The 18242-nt window shown below is 49.2% G+C and carries 23 protein-coding genes and 1 pseudogene; 1 reads left to right on the top strand and 23 read right to left on the bottom strand.

Features of this window, described 5'->3' with window-relative positions; all coding sequences use genetic code 11:
• Positions 1-154: 154 nt before the first annotated feature.
• The 3 genes from ACTO17_RS17880 to ACTO17_RS17890 are packed head-to-tail and all read right to left on the bottom strand — an operon-like array spanning position 155 to position 2304.
• Positions 155-1423, bottom strand: a complete 1269-nt coding sequence (locus tag ACTO17_RS17880; protein ID WP_482558901.1) for a sensor histidine kinase — start codon at positions 1421-1423, stop codon at positions 155-157.
• 4 nt (positions 1424-1427) lie between these two features.
• On the bottom strand, positions 1428-2135 hold the full coding sequence (locus ACTO17_RS17885; protein WP_021419841.1) for a LytR/AlgR family response regulator transcription factor: 708 nt from the start codon (positions 2133-2135) through the stop codon (positions 1428-1430).
• Complete coding sequence (locus ACTO17_RS17890) at positions 2113-2304, bottom strand: helix-turn-helix domain-containing protein (protein ID WP_023042380.1); 192 nt, start codon at positions 2302-2304, stop codon at positions 2113-2115. The genes ACTO17_RS17885 and ACTO17_RS17890 overlap by 23 nt, the downstream gene beginning before the upstream one ends.
• Positions 2305-2457: 153 nt before the next feature.
• Between ACTO17_RS17890 and ACTO17_RS17895 the strand changes: the two genes are divergently transcribed.
• Positions 2458-2817, top strand: a complete 360-nt coding sequence (locus ACTO17_RS17895) for a helix-turn-helix transcriptional regulator (RefSeq protein ID WP_036626676.1) — start codon at positions 2458-2460, stop codon at positions 2815-2817.
• Positions 2818-2986: 169 nt separating this feature from the next.
• Here the strand turns inward: ACTO17_RS17895 and ACTO17_RS17900 are convergent, their stop codons facing one another.
• The 20 genes and pseudogenes from ACTO17_RS17900 to ACTO17_RS17995 form a co-directional block, all read right to left on the bottom strand.
• Positions 2987-4402 (bottom strand): relaxase/mobilization nuclease domain-containing protein, encoded by a 1416-nt coding sequence (locus ACTO17_RS17900; RefSeq protein WP_042898659.1) that lies wholly within the window; start codon positions 4400-4402, stop codon positions 2987-2989.
• A gap of 79 nt (positions 4403-4481) precedes the next feature.
• Positions 4482-4772: a CD1845 family protein gene (locus ACTO17_RS17905; RefSeq protein WP_023042378.1), complete on the bottom strand. Its 291-nt coding sequence runs from the start codon at positions 4770-4772 to the stop codon at positions 4482-4484.
• A gap of 148 nt (positions 4773-4920) precedes the next feature.
• Positions 4921-6054: a hypothetical protein gene (locus tag ACTO17_RS17910; protein ID WP_023042377.1), complete on the bottom strand. Its 1134-nt coding sequence runs from the start codon at positions 6052-6054 to the stop codon at positions 4921-4923.
• A gap of 14 nt (positions 6055-6068) precedes the next feature.
• Positions 6069-7010: a PD-(D/E)XK nuclease domain-containing protein gene (locus ACTO17_RS17915; protein WP_023042376.1), complete on the bottom strand. Its 942-nt coding sequence runs from the start codon at positions 7008-7010 to the stop codon at positions 6069-6071.
• On the bottom strand, positions 7010-7687 hold the full coding sequence (locus tag ACTO17_RS17920; protein ID WP_023042375.1) for a hypothetical protein: 678 nt from the start codon (positions 7685-7687) through the stop codon (positions 7010-7012). The genes ACTO17_RS17915 and ACTO17_RS17920 overlap by 1 nt, the downstream gene beginning before the upstream one ends.
• A gap of 146 nt (positions 7688-7833) precedes the next feature.
• Entirely contained in the window at positions 7834-8175 is a 342-nt protein-coding gene (locus ACTO17_RS17925; protein ID WP_023042374.1) for a plasmid mobilization protein, read from the bottom strand.
• Complete coding sequence (locus ACTO17_RS17930; protein WP_023042373.1) at positions 8175-8357, bottom strand: DUF4316 domain-containing protein; 183 nt, start codon at positions 8355-8357, stop codon at positions 8175-8177. Before ACTO17_RS17930 ends, ACTO17_RS17925 begins: the two co-directional genes overlap by 1 nt.
• Before the next feature lie 12 nt (positions 8358-8369).
• Positions 8370-8960 carry a defense against restriction DarA-related protein gene (locus ACTO17_RS17935; RefSeq protein ID WP_482558902.1) on the bottom strand — a complete coding sequence of 197 codons (591 nt, stop codon included), beginning with the start codon at positions 8958-8960 and terminating at the stop codon, positions 8370-8372.
• A 132-nt stretch (positions 8961-9092) separates the two neighbouring features.
• Entirely contained in the window at positions 9093-9494 is a 402-nt protein-coding gene (locus ACTO17_RS17940; protein ID WP_042898657.1) for a cysteine-rich VLP domain-containing protein, read from the bottom strand.
• Positions 9495-9686, bottom strand: coding sequence for a hypothetical protein (locus ACTO17_RS17945; RefSeq protein ID WP_229207356.1), 192 nt, complete (start codon positions 9684-9686; stop codon positions 9495-9497).
• 2 nt (positions 9687-9688) lie between these two features.
• Complete coding sequence (locus ACTO17_RS17950) at positions 9689-10336, bottom strand: DUF4366 domain-containing protein (RefSeq protein WP_023042371.1); 648 nt, start codon at positions 10334-10336, stop codon at positions 9689-9691.
• Entirely contained in the window at positions 10323-10589 is a 267-nt protein-coding gene (locus tag ACTO17_RS17955) for a DUF4315 family protein (RefSeq protein WP_023042370.1), read from the bottom strand. Before ACTO17_RS17955 ends, ACTO17_RS17950 begins: the two co-directional genes overlap by 14 nt.
• A gap of 22 nt (positions 10590-10611) precedes the next feature.
• Complete coding sequence (locus ACTO17_RS17960) at positions 10612-12279, bottom strand: C40 family peptidase (protein ID WP_482558903.1); 1668 nt, start codon at positions 12277-12279, stop codon at positions 10612-10614.
• A gap of 279 nt (positions 12280-12558) precedes the next feature.
• On the bottom strand, positions 12559-14988 hold the full coding sequence (locus ACTO17_RS17965; protein ID WP_482558904.1) for a VirB4-like conjugal transfer ATPase, CD1110 family: 2430 nt from the start codon (positions 14986-14988) through the stop codon (positions 12559-12561).
• The gene (locus ACTO17_RS17970; RefSeq protein WP_023042364.1) at positions 14906-15292 is read right to left on the bottom strand and encodes a PrgI family protein; all 387 of its coding nucleotides are present in this window, start codon (positions 15290-15292) and stop codon (positions 14906-14908) included. The genes ACTO17_RS17965 and ACTO17_RS17970 overlap by 83 nt, the downstream gene beginning before the upstream one ends.
• 44 nt (positions 15293-15336) lie before the next feature.
• Positions 15337-15990: a DUF7007 domain-containing protein gene (locus tag ACTO17_RS17975; RefSeq protein WP_482558905.1), complete on the bottom strand. Its 654-nt coding sequence runs from the start codon at positions 15988-15990 to the stop codon at positions 15337-15339.
• 9 nt (positions 15991-15999) lie between these two features.
• Entirely contained in the window at positions 16000-16422 is a 423-nt protein-coding gene (locus tag ACTO17_RS17980; protein WP_023042362.1) for a SpoVG family protein, read from the bottom strand.
• A 42-nt stretch (positions 16423-16464) separates the two neighbouring features.
• Positions 16465-17004 (bottom strand): MT-A70 family methyltransferase, encoded by a 540-nt coding sequence (locus tag ACTO17_RS17985; RefSeq protein WP_023042361.1) that lies wholly within the window; start codon positions 17002-17004, stop codon positions 16465-16467.
• A 41-nt stretch (positions 17005-17045) separates the two neighbouring features.
• Positions 17046-17912, bottom strand: a complete 867-nt coding sequence (locus tag ACTO17_RS17990) for a VirB6/TrbL-like conjugal transfer protein, CD1112 family (protein ID WP_023042360.1) — start codon at positions 17910-17912, stop codon at positions 17046-17048.
• A 41-nt stretch (positions 17913-17953) separates the two neighbouring features.
• Positions 17954-18037, bottom strand: a pseudogene (locus ACTO17_RS17995) (Maff2 family mobile element protein); the annotation flags it as partial.
• Between the last annotated feature and the right edge of the window lie 205 nt (positions 18038-18242).

An 18242-nucleotide genomic window follows, 5' to 3' on the forward strand; every position in this document is an offset into this window, starting at 1 on the left:
ACGATGGACACCCTTGCTCTTGGCTATACACTTCCCACTATCAGGGCGTGTTACGGACTTTCACCGATTAGATTGCGCCCATACTGGGCGCACATAAAAAAACACGACATGAGGTTTTCATGTCGTGAGATGTTTGCTATATGGAGTGAGATGTTCAGCGTGCAATTACCACTGTAAGGATAAAGTGTTTTTGCACATCAACTTCAATATAACCTCCATTTTTTTCTGCGGTATTTTTGATATTCAACAATCCAAATCCATGATCGCCAGTATTTTTAGTGCTTGCTATCAGAAAATTGTTTCTGGCCTCAACTGGGGCAGATAAAGGATTTTCAAAAGATACCACAAAGAAATTATCTGTCTGCTTTATTTTAACATTGATATACCGCTTGCTTTCATCTTCAATTCTTAGATTGCCCTCAATCGCATTGTCAAGTGCATTGGAAAAGATTGTGCAGATCTCCAAAGCGGATAAAGTCAAGCCACTATGAAAAGAGCCAGAAATATCAAATGCTATACCATATTCCTTAGCCGTGTAATACTTTCCATTGATAATTGCGTCTGCAATATCATTTCCGACATGGTAAAAAGGATTTAAGTCTTTCCAGCCATCTGTAAGATTTTGAACGAATTTTTTGATTTCGGGATAATTTTCTTCCTCGCAGAGAGCATGCAAACAAAGCAGATGATTTTTCATGTCGTGTCTATATTTGCGCAGCTCAGTTTGACTATCTTTATAAATTGAGAAATAGCGTAATTCCATTTCCATGTACTGATTGTTAAGCTGGTACATTGTCTTATAGTAACTGGACACCTTGTTTCTAAAAATTAAAAGACAGAATAGGAAATTCAGTAGAACAGTTACAATGATGAGTAATCCTATCATTCCATATCGGTCAGATTGCTCGAACAGGCCAAATGCTGGATCAACAATGAAACTTACATACAAGGAAAAAATGTTAAGGGCAAGACAAAATGCTATATCTGATTTTCCGATTATGCAAATATTATGGATAGCTTTCTCATAATTCTTGTGGCAAAAAGTCAAAATGATTATATCAATAATTGCATATAGGACAGTAACAGTTATATCTATATCAAGTCCGACCATTCCAGCGAGCAATGAAATCATATTTGCTGGAATAAACAAAAATTGAATGATGATAAGGGAGTGAACAAATTTTAAGATTTTCTTTTCAACCGGTATGAGCAGAATTAAAACCAGCGGATATAAGACTGTCATAATAGCAACAGCCTCCAGAATTTTATCTTGATAAACAAAAATCTGCTCAATTACGGCAATCAGAGTAATATAGCTCCAAAACCTTAAATCAAATTTTAATCCCGGACAATACAGCAGACGGATTAAGGCCGTCCATGCCAGCAAGTCCAATATAACGGAAAATAAATTCAAAACCTCCATAGAATTACCTCGCTGTCCGTTTCACAAACTCCCGAAAAAAAGCTGTAAATTCCTTGAAACGCAATCGGCTAAGAGGGATTGTTTGACCACCATTCAGTATTATTTCTATTTTGCTATATGACTTCACAAATCGTAAATTTACTAAATAGCTTCTATGTACTCTATAAAATCCTTCTTGTGAAAGCCGCTGTTCATAATCATTCAAATTTCCACGGTGCAATAACTGCTGTTCCGCTGTTGATACTAAGACCTCTTGATTTTGGGCTTCAAAATATAAAATATCATTCAATGGAATAATATACTCGCCGTCTTTGTTTTGGAATGAAATGCTTTTTATAGATAAGAGTTCTTCCTTAGCAGCTTCTATTGCTTCAATCAGTTTATTTTTATTGATCGGTTTAATAAGATAGCGAAATGCGGAAACTTCATATCCAACTGTTGCAAATTCATCATGGGATGTAATGAACACAACAAAGGTTTTGGGCGAGAGTTGTTTCAATTCCTTCGCAACTGTAATTCCGTTGACTTTATCCATTTCTATATCCAGCAAGAGTAAATCATAGGTTAACTTTGATGTAGAAATTTTCTGCAAAAATTCTTCTCCCGAGCGATATTCGTCTATTCGCAAATCTATATCATGGTAAGTTTCAAATATAAATTGATGAAGTTTCCTGTTTAGTACCAGATCATCATCGCATATTGCTATTTTCATCGTGTTTCCTCCTACGGCCATCAATCGGCTTCTCCGCAGTTTTAGGGAGCAGCCAAACACCGGCCATTTTCACAGCGCCGGGGATACGCCCTCCAGCGCAATAATAATTTACCCTACGAGGTGTCACGCCCCACTTTTCGGCGGCCTCTTTCAATGTCATATAGTCCATTTCGCACCTCCACAGAATACATTATAGTTCTTTATCTCGAATAGTACAAGTTGGAGGATGCACATTGATGAAATGAAATACTACTTTATGTAAAATTTCATTACATTCTCATAATCCAACCCGAAATGTACAATGATATAGGGTGATATGAGAATGAACCAAGATGAAAGAAGGTTTGACTTTCACGGCCTCGGGGCAGCTCTCAAAAGAGCCAGAGAAGAAAAGGGCTGGACACAAGCCTACGTTGCGGAATTAGTAGACCGTGACTCCCGTACCATTATGAATATTGAGAACAAAGGTCAATATCCCAGCTTCGACCTTTTTGTTAAACTCATTACTATGTTTGACGTTTCAGTTGACCAGTTTATTCATGCGGACGGAGGGGCAAGGTCAAGCTCTTGCAGAAAGCACATTGATGTACTTCTAAACTCCATGAATGAAAAAGAGCTTGTCGTGATAGAAGCCACAGCCGAAGGCATTAAGAAAGCCAGAGAAACGGAGGTTCCAGAATAAGGGCCTCTGTTTTTTTGCGCCATTTTAGGGGCTGCCGCTAAGTGGCAAGCAATGCCTCTGTGGCCACAAGTGGCACAAAGGCGGCTTGTTGGGGCTCGCCCCAAACCCGTATCTTCGGGCCAACATGGCCCGAAGTGTCAGCGTCGCTTTGCTCCTTATTTCCATAACCTTAACGCTCCTTTTCCTGCTTTCTTCCTGGCTCGGTGTAGCCCATCAGAGTGTCAATGTTCGCCTTGATCGTGACGATCTCCTGCATATCCCGTCGTGCCTTTTGATATTCTCCATAGAGCTGTTTTTTCTTTGCTGTGAGCTTATGGCCTTCCTCCTTCAGCACATCCATTTTAGGGAGCTTTGCCCCGCCCAGCAGAGAGCGCATTTCCGCTTGTGCAGCCCGGTACAGTTCAAGGTCGGCCTCATGCTCCGCAAGGAATTTCCGGCTGTACTTCGTCGCCTTATACTGCTCAAAGACCGGACGGGTTTTGGCATACTGAACCGTTGCGGCCTTTAGCCCGGCATTGGTTTTCATGGCCTGTTCCGTATGCTTGACCTGCTCGGAAATGGCATGGAAACGGTCTGCCGCCTCGGTAGCTTTCTGTGCCAACTGCTCATAATCGGTCAGGCCATTGTCCTGTATATAGGCAAGGGCAGCGGCCATCTGCTTAATGTTAAATACCTTCGCCCAGCGTTCATATCCCGGTCCCTTACCGGCAGCCAGTTTAGCTTGAATATCCACCGCCAGACTGATTTTCCGCTCCGAATGTCCGGGGCGTTTTTCTTTGCCCTCAATGGCGGCCAGAACATCTTGCAAGTCGTAGCCGTCCCCCAGCGTGGAGGCCCGCAGACGGGTAAAACGTTCCTGTCCCTGCCCGGTCAGCCGGAAACTGATACCGCCGCCCCGAACCTTCTTGACCTCATATCCCACCCGCTTCATCAGATTGAGAAATTCGTCCAGATCAGCGGGGCGTTCCGCCAGTGCAGTATCAATGGCGAGGCGCAGCCTGTCCTGATAGGAAAGCGGCCCTTTTCGTTCTTTCTGCCATTCTCCATAATTCCGATACTTACCCTTGCTCCGGGGCTTCGGGTTCTCCACGATGGACAGCCCGTTTTCAAGGCACAGCCTGTCAGAGAGCCGCCGAAGGGCGAAGCTGGAGCCCCAAAAATTTCGGTATTTCCGGGTGCAGTCGAGGGTGGTGGAGTTATAATAAATGTGACAATGGATGTGCTGTTTATCGGTGTGCGTGGTAACGATAAAAGCGTGCCGCCCCTTTGTCCAGCGCATAGCCAGCTCATAGCCGATACGGTTCGCCTCCTTCGGGGTGATCTCGCCCGGATAGAAGGATTGTCGTATCTGATAGCACAGCACATCATTTTCTTTTTTCTGTTCCCGCCCCGTCATAGCGGCATAGCTGGCCTTTGCCAAAAGGAACTCGTCTGCCACGGTGGCCGGATCACATTCATAAGCGGAGATATACTTTCCGCTTTCTGTTTTCTCCGGGTCCTTGCCATAGTCCAGACAATCCCGGATAGCCTCAGCAATCGTTTCGCCTTCGCCCGCATGGCGCTGTAACAAAGTTGTGGTAGCCAGAAATCATCCCTCCTTTCCATGAGAAAGGGGCGGCCCATTCAGACCGCCCCGACTTCGGGCCAGTATGGCCCGAGGCTGCTTAACTTGCCAGGAACCGATACAGAGCGGATTTGCCTCCGTCCAGCGCCCAGAGAAGGGAGCCCGCCGCCGCTTGCAGTCCATACGGCGAAAGAAGGAAGGCAAGAAACAGAAATACAATCCCGCCTATGGGCGTCGGCGTGAAAAAGAGAGCGACACCCAGCACCACCAGGATCACAGAGGCAATCGTCAGCAGGACGGCACAAATATCAAACAGGAACACCAGCAGAGCCGCCAGAAGGGACAGCGCCAACGCAAAGGGAGCGACCAATATTTTCAGCAGTATCTTCATCTTCAAAACCTCCTTTATCTTTTCTATCTTCATTTTACCATGCCTGTCCGGGGACATAAATGTTGCGAAAGATTAGTGAATCCTGTCCTAAATCTATTTTCAAATAAAAACGGATGGTCTAATGAAACCATCCGTTTTTAAACATATTCTATTTTTCTGGTTTGATAGTTTGCTTAACCAGTTCAGTTTTTTGTTTCTCAATGAGATTTGAGTAAACTGCATAAGCAACATTTTGAAAATAATCGATATACAAACTCTGGTCACTTGCAGGTAAAGGGGCCAAACGTTCTATACCGTCATCTTCAAGCTGGTATGTTTTTACAATATTGATTTTCAAGTCGGTTTGCTTAAAATTCACATCGATTACTATTGTTATCGGGAGTGTCTTGTGCGATAACTTGTAACTCATACTTGAAAAAATAAAACCTTGAGACATACATTCCTTTACAAAATCATTATTTCTTAACCCGTCACCTTTTAAAATCGCACTACTAATTCCCGAAAGGCGTCCGGTGGGTTCAGAAGCATCAATTTCGCCTGATGTAGTCTCGTCATTTTCATCATCAATGCTTTTTTCATCTTTGTTTACAGTAACATTAATAATGTCTGTTAGTTTCCATTCTTTGTGAGTGTACGCGCCAAAATCATCAAAGAAATCTACCTTGTGTGCCTTTAAAAGACTTGCTAAAGTTATTCTTTTAAGACCAAATACAGCCTGCTCACTATCTTCTTGAATCATTTCATCCAGAAGTGTGACAAACTGTTTTGATTCGGACATTCCTTCGTGCCGTATGCTAACTTTATACTTCTGCGAATCATCTTCTAACGGGGAAATGGTAACATCTAAAGTCACTGTTCGCGTTTCAGCAATTTTAATACGGCCTCTTTGGGGTTTTTTATATATGTACTGCAATGTTACGCTGGTTTGATTTCTTGCAATGTTTTTTAATGTATACTTAGTATTCGAACTACGGCCTTTATTGACAAATTCATCTGCTATACTCGTCAGAAAATCTTCTTTGGACTGTTCGCTTTTAGGAGAGATTATGACAACAGTAGACTTCAAGTTGTTTTGCTCAAAATTCATAACCTCTTGCATCTGAGTCATAGTTGCAGAGCCAAAAAAATGATGGTGTATCAAGTCAGAAAGAGCCTCTGAATTAGTACATACGGGAAGGATACCTTTTTGCCGTAAAACATATTTGACACTTTGAGCGTTAATTAGTTTATCGTCTATTAATTTTTTAAGGTCATCCCCCTTAACAAAGGATTGAACTGCCATTATTCTCGCCTCCCTTATGACTCATAATAGATTCTTGATAAACGACGATTATCCATCAGATAATATTTAAAAGTATCTTTCTCTGCGAACATTTTTGAAAAAGATTCTTTAATGTGATCTATGTCTTTTTCTGTTTCAGGATAAAAATAGAAATGAACTTCTTGATAACGATCACTTCTCGATTCTAATTGTAATTCATTAATCATATCCTGCAAATACTTTAAAGAATCATCTGTAACATGCTCAAAACAAAACAGGGCCTTTATATCAACCTTTGTTGTAATGCCTTGGTTAGTTACACTTTTAATATAGGATGCCAAGATGTAGTCGGAAAATAAATATGTTGGCGTGACTACAGGTGAACGATCCCAGGTAGAACCACCAATGGATGGATATATAATGCCAAAGCTATTTTCAATACTGTTTTGCTTAATTTTCGCAATTTCAGCATTAAAAGAACACCATTTTTCAAGCCTACTATTATCTGCAAGATAAATCATTAGAGGATGGCGACGTCTTGGAACCTTAATTTGGGAAATGCTTTTTAACGCACGTTCCATCTCGTATATGTTATCACTCGAATTATATAATAAAATCCCACCGATTAAAGTATATTCTTCTAAATATGTAGTTAAGGCAGGAGATGTTGAAGCACACTCAATAGTATTACACAATTCCTCAACCCATAATGACAAATTACTCGGAATAAAGTTAGACCATTCGCGATGTTTGCATTCTATAATAAAAGCCTCTTGGCGTTTAGTGAAAGGATTATAATATCCTGCTAATATATCTACACCATGCGTTTTTTTGTCAGAAGATTTTGCATTTTTATGTGCAGCTCTTATACAATCAATTTGAACATCTTGAGCTAAAATCTTCCATTCCAAATGCTCAAAAATAGAATTTCCATAGTGCTCTAATTTTTTTCCAATTCTTTGACTAAGTTCGCCCATTAATGTTCACCTCCATTTAGCAAGATTTGATGGAGAAACAATATTTCTTCATCGTCCATCGAAGAACGAGACTTATAAACGGTAACTCGCCCCTTTGCTGTAATCCGGAGTTTAATTGAACTATTATCACAGTAAAGAATAATAGTCATGCTTGAAATTTTATCATTATATTTCTGTAGGATAGAAAAAGCATCTCCATACGATGAAAGATCCACAGTAAAGTTGCCAACAATATCTTCCGTAAAGAGAAAATCTTGAAAGCAGACTTTAGAGACTTTTAATTTATAACCTTTCAATTTTTCTAATAGAGTGTCAATCGTAACTTCGACACTATTAATGGAAATAGGTGCTAACAAATTTGATAGCTCAAATACTAATTTGTTTGCCGAAGTTTTGTTTCCCCAAATTTCCAAAAAATCATCCGTAATGCTGAAAGAAATAACATTTGCTTTAGGAACAATACGATATTCAAAAACTCTCTGCTCAGGGTTATAATAAGATTCTTGAGCATTTTGGACAATGACATATTCGCCCAGTAGTTCATTGGCACTAATCATTTCCAAATTAAAATAGGTATTTTCATCTTCTGGATAACCTTTCAAGCGTGAATATATTGATTCTACATTGATTTCTGCCGGTGAACGCAATTCATATATAAAAATACTGCTGGAAGCCATCGAGTTACCTCCTTTAAAAATATTGTCAGAATCTACAATTAATTTAATTATACGACTATATAGAAAAGTTATCAATGCCATAGTAGGCAAAAGTTATCATCAAAATGAAAAAGGAAGGGCGACAGGCAAAACCTGCCGCCCTCGTCTTACTTTGCCACCAGCTCGGAGAGCTCCCGCAGCACCTTTGACACCTCGCCCCACAGTTTTTCATAGTCCCGCTTCAATCCGTCGATTTCATCCGGGTACACGCCATAGGTATGCGCGTGTATGGCAACCTGATTGAGATTGTTAGAACAGCGTCGTTGCAGAGAGATCAGCTCTTTTACGGGCGCAAGGTCGATGTGCAGGATATACCCATTCAGAGCCATTTTCCGTACATAAGCCCCGGCGTTGAAAATGCCCGCCTCAGCCATCCGTTCATGGATGGCTGCCAGCTCGTCCGGCGTTACCATGACGTGCAGATGGACATTCCGCTTGCGGTTCTCCATCAGCGTTCCAGCTCCCGGCCTTTCCGGCGCTCTTTGGGTTCCTTTACCTTATCAAGCGGTTTTGCGTCCAGCTCCGGGGGCGTGGGTTGGATGGGCGTGTTGTTGGGTACGCCGTCGATCATGTTGCAGTTCTGCTCCGTGGAGAGCTCGGCGGTTTTCAGATAGTTGTCTTTTTCGTGCATGGCGATCCTCCTTTATCGTTCCTCATGGTTTTTATGGCTCCGCTTCTGGCATGGCTCCTTTTGGGGTTCCTGACCTCTGGTTCCGTCTTTGAGCCGGGCGGTAATGGGTGGGCGCGCCCGGTCAGGATTGCCCGGTGCGGGTTTCAACTCATAGTCCTCCATCTGTTTTTCGGTCAGCGGCTTTGCGTAGGTCAGTTCGCCCCATGCCATCAGCCTGCCGTCTGCCACAGGACGCCGCCTGTCGTCATCGTAGTTGACGATGGAAAGAGGCTGGTTATCCGGCAGCTTCGGGTAAGTTCCTATGTCCACGGGCCGCTGGGTGGAATAATAGCGGTAAACGCCCTCCGGTCCCAGCTCGGTATGCTTGACCGCCGCATGGTAAAGCTGCTGATAGTCGTCCACCCGGCGGTCAAAGTCCCGCTGCGCCCACGCCTGACTGGTTTCATAGCGGCCCCAGTAGTAATCCCGATGGCCGTTTTCCCCCTCGGTAAACTGCCAGGTCACAAAGGGGCTCGGCGCTCCCGGATTATGCCCCAGCGCAAAGCCGTGTCCGGTTTCAAAGGTGGCAGCTTTCAAAATCACATATCCTTGTACTGTCTCCAAGAGATACCTCCTTTCTGTGCTTCGGGCCAACATGGCCCGAAGTGCTGGATGTTACGAAATAAGAGGGAAAACCGGGGAGGAATGTAATAAGATATTCCCACCCCGGAAACACCCTCAAAAAAGCCCGGAATGTCAAGCCTTTGGAGGCGGCAAATCGTAACAGCCGCCCGGCCTTTTCTCCCGCATTTTCCTCATGCGTTCCCGGCTTTTCCGGCGGTTCCCTTCGGTCTTGCAGGCGTCGGAACAGTAGGCTTGGCGCCCCTCGGGCAGAAACGCCTTTCCGCAGACCGCACAGACCCGCAGCTCCGGGGAGATGCCTTCCGTTGTCAGCGCCGCTTGAAGCTCCGGGTCAAGGGGCAGGACAGCCTCGCGGAAGTAACGGCAGTATGCTCCTGTCCAGCACTTGTGCAGCATATAGCAGGCACAGTCAAGAGGAAGGCACAGGCCGCTTTCCCGGTCGTAGTTGGCACACATCCCCGTGACAAGAGAACGGATCTTCTTCTTCTCATCACGGGTCAGCTCCCGGGCGTCCATTTAAGACTTCAGGCCACGATGGCCCGAAGGGCGGGGCTCCACGATCAGTGCCCGGAACTTCTTCCGGCACTGTTTTTTCTTTCCTTTGCATTCCTTGTAATAACGACATCCCTTACAAGGGTCGTCATTGTCCCAGCCGGGGTGCGGTACTTCCTTCATCATTCGTTCAAAAGGGCTGCTTGTAAAATTCATTCTCATTCCTCCGTATCTTCCTCCCACGGCGGGGTATCTTCGTCCTCGGGTTCCTCTGTGATCTCATCCAGCTCCCCGTCCTCATATTCGCAGTAATCATCTTCCAAATCCGGGGCCTCATGCTTCGGCTTGTAAATCTTGAAATAGTAACCAATTCCGCCGCCGGCCAGCACCACCACACCGATCAGGAGCAGAGAGAGAAGGGGGCTGTCCTTTTTCTCCGGCTCGGGTTCCGGTACTTCCTCCACAGGTTCGGTGGGCTTTGGCTCTGGCTCAGGGGTCACTTCTTTGGGCGGTTCCTTACCCTGTTCGGCAAGAGGCAGAAGGTCGTCTGTGGTAACGGTATTGAGGAAATAGACGTTCTCGCTGGTTTTCTGTTTGTCGATCACCAGATAAAACACGCTCTCGTCTGCGGTGGTGATGGTGTAGAACTCCTTTCCATCCTCGTCGGTGGCATTGTCCACCACGGTTCCCGTCCCGTCCGGGGTAAAGGGGTTCTGGGTTTCCGGTTCTGCTTCGGTTTCTGCCGGGGCGGGAGCTGTCTCCGGCTGCGGCTCGCTGCTCTGTGCATAGGCCGGGACCGTAAAGATCAGGCAACACAAAAGGCTGGCAGCCATCGCCGCCAGCCTGCGGTATTTAGTTTTCTTCATGGGCTGTGTCCTCCTTTCCGGGTTCCTCCGGCTTCGGGTCAGTATGGCCCGAAGCGGTAAGGCTGTTTTTGGGGTCATTCAGAAAAGCCATAAGCTGGGCGGGCGTCAGTTTGAGCGAGCGCACCGCCTGTACGATCTGGCTGTTTTCTTCCTCCTGTTTCTGCTTTTCCAGCTCCCGGATTTTGGCCTGCCACTCGGCGGCCTTCTCCCGGGCCTTTTCCAGCTCCTTATCGAGCTTGTCGATCTTGTTCATGCAAGGGCTCCTTTCTTCTGGCTCACAAACGCCCGAAGGCGTAGAAATGTGTCTGCCAGTAGCTTGAATTGATATTTGCGTATTGGATGGGCGACCCGCAATGCAGCATCATCCCGTCGCCCACATAAATCCCCACATGGGACACAGGACCGGGGCTGTCATAGGTTCCCGTGAAAAAGATAATGTCGCCGGGCTTTGCCTCGGAGGGGGAAATGATAGCGCACTGGTTGTAGATGCCCTGCGCCGTGGTACGGGGCAGGTTGTGGACGCCGCTGGCCGTGTACACCCAGCAGACAAAGCCCGAACAGTCAAAGGAGGTGGACGGGCTGGAGCCGCCCCACACATAGGGCCAGCCGATGTACTTTGTGGCTTCTTCCATGAGCGCCGCAAAAGCCGGGTCATCCAGCGCCTCGCCGGGTATCTCATAGCTGGGGCCGGTATCTTCGCCGCCGTTGTAAATCCCTTCCCACAGATAGGGCTTGTTGCCTTTGAGCTGCTGCATAACGGTGTAGATTTCCCGCTGCTGTTCGTCAAGCCTCGGCAGGATCACGGCGGGCAGCGTTTTGTTTGTGAGGGTCACATTTAAGATGTAATACTCATAGGGGACTTCCTCGGTGGTGGTTTCCCCGGTCTCCGGGTCGGTGCTGGTTTCGGTGCGGTAGCGTATCTCGACTTCCTTCGTCAAGGTCAGTTCATACTGTGCCTCGAAAATCTCCCGCAGCTCGTCCTGCACCTGTTCACGGAAATAGACATGGTACTTTGCCGAGAGATAGGACGCCAGCTCATAGGGATTATGGCCGATCTCGTCCACGGAATAGCGGTACTCGTCATAGCCGGGATGGGTGCTTTCAATGTTCGCTACCGTCTGCGCCAGCTCGTTTTCCAACGCTGTGTAGTCCTCGTCCACCCCCAGCAGGTCCGTATCCTCCGAGGCGTAGGAGGTGCCGGATAACGCATTGGCAAGGCCGCTGCCAAGCGTGGGGAAAATGGAACTTACCGCCGACACAAGAAAACAGAGCAGCAACAGCAGGAGTAGGATCAGCACCGCCACAGGATGACGGGTCACAAACTGCGCCGCCCGACGGGTCGCAGTTCCCGAAGCGGCAGCGGTTTTCTTTGCGGCCTTTGCGCCCTGTTTTGCAGCCGCCTTTGCTTCTTTGGAATACCGGCGTTTCAGTTTCCATTTCTGCTGCACACGGGAAAGCGGATTGCTGGCAAGCTCCGGGTGCTCGGAGGCCATCTTCTGAAAATCCACATTGGCCCGGGCTTTTATGTCCTTCCGTTCCCACTTTGCCACCTTCCGGGCCGGGTGCTCCCGGTATCTCCGTTTGGCATACCGGGTCAGTTTCCGGGCCCCGGCCTCTGCGGCCAGCTCGGATTTATGGGCTCCTTCCACACCCACATTTTCATGCTCGACCTCGTGAATCTTGTTGTGGACATAGAACCATGCTTCTGTACGGGCTCCCCGGACTGCCTTTTTTGCAAGCCCCGGCGGCTTCTTCGCTGCCTGTTTTGCCTCGGTCTTGTCCAGTTTCTCCCGGGCCTTTCCCAGCATTTCCCCGGCGTGTTCCGCTTTTGCCTGTGCTTTCTGGTACTTGTCCTTTTTGCTCCCGGCCTTCTCGGCGGAGCCCTCCGGCTCCTGTGCCTTGCCGGTATCCTGCGGCCCGCCCGCTTCATCCTCCTGCCTCATGCGGTCAGATGGACGGCTTTTCCGGCTGTCCTCTTGAAACTTGCCGCTTTTGGACTTCGGGCCATCGTGGCCCGAAGCGCCGGTCTGCCCGGTATCCTCGTCCTCAAACCGCAGACGTCGGGATGGTGCGGGGGAAGGCCCTTCCCGTTCAGCCGGTCCGGGGCGATTGCCCCCGGTATCCTCCGTCGGCCCCGGCCTCTGAAAATTCCGTTTGTCCGGTTTCTTTCCGATGATGTATCCCTCCTTTCCAAACCTCGGGCCAACATGGCCCGAAGTGTGTTATGCCCGGTTCATTTCCTGTTTTTTGTCCTCCGGGCGGGTGGTCATAATGGCGTACAGCTCGGTATTCTGCGGGAAGCGGTCAACAAACGGGATGGTGGTATTCCCGAAGAACAGCAGCCCTTCGCCGGAATTGGTATGGGTCACATAGGAAAGCTGGTGGGGGCTGATCCCAAGCTGTTTGGCTAAAATCTGCCGGTCCCCCTGTGCCTGCGAGAGCAGCACAAGGAAGTCCGAGTTTTCAAAGATGTTCTCAATCTCCGGGCTTGCCAGAAAATCCTTTACGTTCTGCGTTAAAGCACTCGGAACGCACCCTTTTTTTCGCAGCATTTTCCAGATCGCCACACAATAGCTTGCCGTCAGACGGTCACGGAGCAGCACATGAAATTCGTCAAAGTAGCACCATGTAGCGATACCGCGGAGGAAATTCATGGACACCTGCGAGTTTACCAAGTCCTGCATAATGAGCATGGCAATCGTCCGAAGCCCGGCCCCCAGCTTTTTTAAGTCAAGGCATACCAGACGGCGGTTCAGGTCCACGTTGGTTTCATGGTTGAACACGTTGAGAGAGCCCGACACATAAATTTCAAGGGCCGTCGCCAGCCGCACCGCCTCGCCCTCCGGCTGGGAACAGAGCAGGTCATACAGGGTTTGGAGGGTCGGCATTTTGCTTGTTTCCGGGTCCTGCAAGTGTTCCCGGTACATCTGGCGCACACAGCGGTCAATGACGGTACGCTCCACCGGCTGCAAGCCGTCCTTGCCGCCGACGATCAGCTCCATCAGCGACAGGATAAAGTCGGCTTTCAGCGCCATCGGGTTTTCCTCGTCGAAGCTCAAATCAATGTCCATCGGATTGATGTGGTGGGGGCTGTCCGGGGCGATCTCGATGACCTGTCCGCCCAGCCGCCTGATAAGGGGCGAGTATTCGCCCATCGGGTCCACCACGATAATGCGGTCTTTTGTGGCAAGGAACACGTTCACAAGCTCCCGCTTTGCGGCAAAGGATTTGCCGGAGCCCGGCACGCCGAGGAACAGGCCGTTGGGGTTTTTGAGCTTTTTCCGGTTTGCCATGATGACGTTATGGGAAAGGGCGTTGAGCCCATAATAGACGGCTTCGCCATCCATGCGGAGCTCCTGCGTCATAAAGGGAACGAAAATGGCCGTGGAGCTGGTCGTCATGCCGCGCTTGATCTCAATGCCGTTATGGCCCAGCGGAAGGCTGGAAAGAAAACCGTCCTCCTGCTGGAAGTCCAGCCGCTTCAAGGTGCAGTTGTATTTCTGGACGATACCGGACACCGTGAACAGGTCGTTGTCCAGCTCCCGGCGGGTCGGGGCCATGTTTACCACAAGGAAGGTCAGCAGGAACATTCTTTCATTCCGGCTCTGTAAATCTTCCAGAAGGGTCTTTGCGTCGTTGCTGTACGTTACAAGGTCGGGCGGGAGTATGTCCATGTCGTACCCTGACCGGGCTGCCTTTTTTTGTTCCTCCACTTTCATCTTGTCAATGTCGGAAACTTTGGCCTTGATGGATTTTACGGCGGCGGCCTGATCGACGGTCTGGATATGGAGGGTAATGGTCATTTCCGCATCCATTTCCAAAAGCTCCGCCAGCAGCTTGTCCGAGAGCTCCGAAGCCAAAATCTGCAAGTAAGAGGCAGCGCCCCAGGTCGTCCCCACCCGGAACAGTCGGCTGAAACGGAAATCAAAGCTGTCCGGGGCGATAAAGTCTTTGGTGGAAAGCCCGGTTTTGGGGATCATATCCCATGAAAACCGGAAGGGGGAGCCGCTGCCGGGGTGGAGCTGCCCGTAAAGGAGCTCCAGCCGTTCCAGCCCCGAAAGGGAGCGGCACTTGACGCCCAGCTTTTTGAAGTTCCCGCAAATGTCCGCCTCTACACGTTCCAGCCTTGCCCTGGCGGTGGAAAGGTCGTCTACGTTCACACCGAAGGTCAGGAGCTTTGTGCGGACAATGCCGTTGTTGCTTTTGGCGATCTGGTTTTCCAGCATTTCCACATACTCACACCGGACGCTGTTGTAATCGTCATCCTGCATGGGGATGTTCACGCTGTACCGGCTGCCCGGGCGGCTCCGGTGGTTGAGGAAGGAAAGCTGGAACGGAAGGCTGCTGTCAAAGTAGTTCAGACAGGCGCTCCACCCGTCAAAAATGGCTGCCTGATCTTCGGACTGTGCGAGCTGGTAGTTGATGTCCTCGTATTCAATGGTTTTGGTGTAATAGCGTTCCGCTACCCGGCACACCCCATCCCGGTACATTTCCCGGTAAGGGAGGGTCTGCTGGGCGGTGGTGGGAATGTTCTTTCCCTTTGTGAACAGGCCGAGAAGGCCCTGCTTTTCAGGCTTTTTGCCTGCGGGCTTTCCGGCCCTTCTGCTGTTTCGCAATCGGCTGCGCCTCCTTTCTGGCGCTAAGCAGCGCATAGAAATTTTCGGTTTTGTAAGGCCGCACACGGGGATAGAGGAACCGGGTGCGGATGATGTTTTTCAGCACTTTTTCCAGCGGGAGGCCGTCCCGTTCATACATAGCCAGAAAGAAGAACGGGAGCATGAGGCCGATCATCAGAAACATGGCAGCGCTGTTCCCGATACTGCCACGGGAAAACAGGTAAGCCGGGAGGCCCACCGCCGCCGCGCCGGAAAAACAAACAAGCTGGCGCTTCGTCAGGTTGAAGGCCAGCTTTGTCTTGATTTTGGAAAGGTCTTTTGGTACTGGCACATAGGCCATTTGGGTACACCTCCTTAATTGCTTCGGGCCAACATGGCCCGAGGTTATCTTGCGGCCTCTTTGGCCGGGGCTGTGCTGCGGGCAGTTTCGACGGCCTCTCGTCCGCTCTGCCTTGCCCGCCAGTATTCGGGGTGATACTGCCGAATGGACTGATTGAGTTTTTCTTCAAACTGTCCTTTGTCCTTAATGCGGTCAGGGATGTTCCACAGCTTTTTGTCCAGCAGCTCCCGGAGCACCACACTTTCCTGTGCGTCCTCCTCATAGCAGATATAGCCCTTATCCTTGAAGCCGCACTTTTTCGCCGCTGGGGAGAGGACGGCGGCTACCTCGTTTGCCACCATCGTTCCGCCGTGGCTGGCGGTAGATACCAGAAACACCCCCGGACAGAGGGTTTCACAGCTCTGCACCTCGCCCCACGGGGAGCTTTTCGGCGCATGGAACATTCCGCCCGTCCGGCTCCGATCCGCCTGCATGAGCGCCGCCTTTTCCAAGATGGCCTTCAGCTCCGGGGAAAAGTAGGCGTATTCCCGAAGGACACGGGCGGCGTCCCCGCCGCAGGCGTTCATCAACAGGGTATAGGCGTCGCTGTCCGCTTTGGTACAGCGGCCCAGCAGTTTTCCGTCGTAATAGCAGGCCGCGTCATAGCCCGTCCGTTTGCGTGGCATGGTTCCCGCCTCCTTTCTGCTTCGGGCCAACATGGCCCGAAATCAACGCTCCGCCCCACGGCTGGTCTTTTCCTTTGGGGGCCGCTCTGCCTTTGCCTGTTCGGCAGCCGCTTTTCCGGCTTTGAGCTGGTCGCTGATGGACGCACGCCCCACAGAGCCGCGCTCCGCCATCTGTTCCAGCTTTGCCTCATAGGCTTGCAGAACAGCGGTATTGAGCTGTTCCCGGAACTCCTTTGTGACAGGGTAGGCCATATCCCGGTAGCCGCCTTTGCCGTCTGACTGGCTGGGCATCCCAAGAAAGAGGCCCTTGCTGCCCTGTACGATTTTCAGATTTTCCACCACAAAGCAGTCATTGAATTTCACGCTGGCAAAGCCCATGAGATTTTTCACAGGTTCGATGACCCGCACGCTTACATCCAGTTTCATAGGGGCGGCTGATGTTCCGCCCGCAGTTTTTTCCTGCATGGATTTCTCCTTTCCGCTTCGGGTCAGCATGGCCCGAAACTGTTACAAGTTTACAGTGCTTTCAACTTCGTTTCCCCACACGTCCCATCCGGGCTTTTTTTCTCTCGCGAACAATTCCACTCGTGGTATATCGCCCATCAGTTCTACAATTTTCCGCCTGGCCTCGTCCGGCTTTTTACTGTGGCGCTCTATCGGGGAAACAATAAGCTGATGGACACCGGCAGACTTACGCTTCGGATGTCCTTTTACTGCTAAAAGACAAATTTCTGCATTGCCTCTGGTCCAGTACCCCAGACCGTAAAACCATGAGTAGGAGCGTCGGTTCCTCTTTATCCATACAAAAGCCACAGAACGATAAGAAAAGCCCCATGCTTTAATGACCTTTAAGGCTTCCGGCAGTTGTGGGAATGTTGCCCACAGAAACAGAACGCTGTCTTTTGCAGCCAAGTCGGCCACCGGAAGGGAACAGATTTCTTCAATACTCATAGTGGGATAATGAAGTTCTGCTGATCCCTGCCTGTTTTTCTGCTCATACCGCCACGGTGGATCTGCATAGATTATCGAAAATTTTTCTTTCGGCATGATCCTCCTTTCCGCTTCGGGTCAGAATGGCCCGAAGTCTCTTAATGGCAGCCGAAGATGGATTTTGCAAGACTGCCTGTTTTGAATAAGGTAAAACACAGCAGCACCGTATATCCCACGCAGCCCCAGATCGCCCCGATGGGGTCGCCGTCGGTGGCGATACTCTGGATCAGCACCGCATAGATGGCGACACAGACTAAGATCAACAGACCTTGAAAGCCCACCGCAAAGAGGGATCGGAAATAGTTCTGCCCCATGTGCCCGGTTTCCCTGTTGGGGACGGTGGCAAACGGGATAGGCGCTAAACTTGTGAGTAAATAAATTTCAATCATACGGCCATATACAATGACGAAGATCACGATGTTTAAGGCAATCATGGTAAGCTGGATCAGGAAGGACTGGAGCCAGAGCCCGAACAGAGGGCCTAACTCCATCGCCTCAAGCTCTGCCTGTAGACTGTCCAGCATATCCGGCGTGATCTCTGTCCCGTTCTGGATAATGCCCGCTGACTGCTGGATCACATGCTGGCTCACATCAAAGACCGCCAGCACGATATTGAAGGTATTCGTTAGGATCATCACAGCCACAAAGGTTTTGAACACCCACTTAAAAAACATCCATGTGTCAATTTCATGGAGGTTGTTGCGTTCTATGAGCATCTGTATCAGCTCATAGGTCATTACAAAAGTGAGGATGACCCCGGCGATTGGCAGGATGGCAGTTTCAGAGATCTGTCGTATCATGGAAAAGACCCCGGCGTTCCAGTCCGCCGGGGTCGTGCCTACCTGTGTGGCAATCTCGCCAACGCTCTGATTGACGTTATCGAAAAGGCCATCCAGATTTCCCATGATACCATCGACGAGCAGACCTTTCAGCCATTCAACGATTGCGTCGATGATAAAGTCCATACATCAGCTCCTTTTCTGGAAAAAGGGACAACGGGTGACACTTAGCTGAACAGGCCGGACAGCAGAGGGATAAGCTGAAGGCCGATCAGAACGACACCGCCGCCAGCCATGAGCTGTGTTATCCCCAATTAGTAGGAACAATACAGCTTTCTGGCGGGCGGCGGCACGTCAAGAAATATATATGGAGTTTTTAAAGAATCCCCCGGAGCAGGGGAGCGGTCAGCCTGTGACCTGCTCCACTTCCGGTATGGGTTTGAGATTAAAATGAATTTCGATAGAAATGTGTCTTGTTTTGTCGCTGTCTATGGTTTCATGGACAACGATTTCTTT

The organism is Petralouisia sp. (assembly GCF_056822245.1).

Bases quoted from the DNA above. Each gene is read 5' to 3' on its own strand.
- ACTO17_RS17880 (WP_482558901.1), bottom strand. From the start codon at position 1,423: ATGGAGGTTTTGAATTTATTTTCCGTTATATTGGACTTGCTGGCATGG.
- ACTO17_RS17885 (WP_021419841.1), bottom strand. From the start codon at position 2,135: ATGAAAATAGCAATATGCGATGATGATCTGGTACTAAACAGGAAACTT.
- ACTO17_RS17890 (WP_023042380.1), bottom strand. From the start codon at position 2,304: ATGGACTATATGACATTGAAAGAGGCCGCCGAAAAGTGGGGCGTGACA.
- ACTO17_RS17895 (WP_036626676.1), top strand. From the start codon at position 2,458: ATGAACCAAGATGAAAGAAGGTTTGACTTTCACGGCCTCGGGGCAGCT.
- ACTO17_RS17905 (WP_023042378.1), bottom strand. From the start codon at position 4,772: ATGAAGATACTGCTGAAAATATTGGTCGCTCCCTTTGCGTTGGCGCTG.
- ACTO17_RS17910 (WP_023042377.1), bottom strand. From the start codon at position 6,054: ATGGCAGTTCAATCCTTTGTTAAGGGGGATGACCTTAAAAAATTAATA.
- ACTO17_RS17915 (WP_023042376.1), bottom strand. From the start codon at position 7,010: ATGGGCGAACTTAGTCAAAGAATTGGAAAAAAATTAGAGCACTATGGA.
- ACTO17_RS17920 (WP_023042375.1), bottom strand. From the start codon at position 7,687: ATGGCTTCCAGCAGTATTTTTATATATGAATTGCGTTCACCGGCAGAA.
- ACTO17_RS17925 (WP_023042374.1), bottom strand. From the start codon at position 8,175: ATGGAGAACCGCAAGCGGAATGTCCATCTGCACGTCATGGTAACGCCG.
- ACTO17_RS17930 (WP_023042373.1), bottom strand. From the start codon at position 8,357: ATGCACGAAAAAGACAACTATCTGAAAACCGCCGAGCTCTCCACGGAG.
- ACTO17_RS17940 (WP_042898657.1), bottom strand. From the start codon at position 9,494: ATGGACGCCCGGGAGCTGACCCGTGATGAGAAGAAGAAGATCCGTTCT.
- ACTO17_RS17945 (WP_229207356.1), bottom strand. From the start codon at position 9,686: ATGAATTTTACAAGCAGCCCTTTTGAACGAATGATGAAGGAAGTACCG.
- ACTO17_RS17950 (WP_023042371.1), bottom strand. From the start codon at position 10,336: ATGAAGAAAACTAAATACCGCAGGCTGGCGGCGATGGCTGCCAGCCTT.
- ACTO17_RS17955 (WP_023042370.1), bottom strand. From the start codon at position 10,589: ATGAACAAGATCGACAAGCTCGATAAGGAGCTGGAAAAGGCCCGGGAG.
- ACTO17_RS17960 (WP_482558903.1), bottom strand. From the start codon at position 12,279: ATGAGGCAGGAGGATGAAGCGGGCGGGCCGCAGGATACCGGCAAGGCA.
- ACTO17_RS17965 (WP_482558904.1), bottom strand. From the start codon at position 14,988: ATGCGCTGCTTAGCGCCAGAAAGGAGGCGCAGCCGATTGCGAAACAGC.
- ACTO17_RS17970 (WP_023042364.1), bottom strand. From the start codon at position 15,292: ATGGCCTATGTGCCAGTACCAAAAGACCTTTCCAAAATCAAGACAAAG.
- ACTO17_RS17975 (WP_482558905.1), bottom strand. From the start codon at position 15,990: ATGTTGGCCCGAAGCAGAAAGGAGGCGGGAACCATGCCACGCAAACGG.
- ACTO17_RS17980 (WP_023042362.1), bottom strand. From the start codon at position 16,422: ATGCAGGAAAAAACTGCGGGCGGAACATCAGCCGCCCCTATGAAACTG.
- ACTO17_RS17985 (WP_023042361.1), bottom strand. From the start codon at position 17,004: ATGCCGAAAGAAAAATTTTCGATAATCTATGCAGATCCACCGTGGCGG.
- ACTO17_RS17990 (WP_023042360.1), bottom strand. From the start codon at position 17,912: ATGGACTTTATCATCGACGCAATCGTTGAATGGCTGAAAGGTCTGCTC.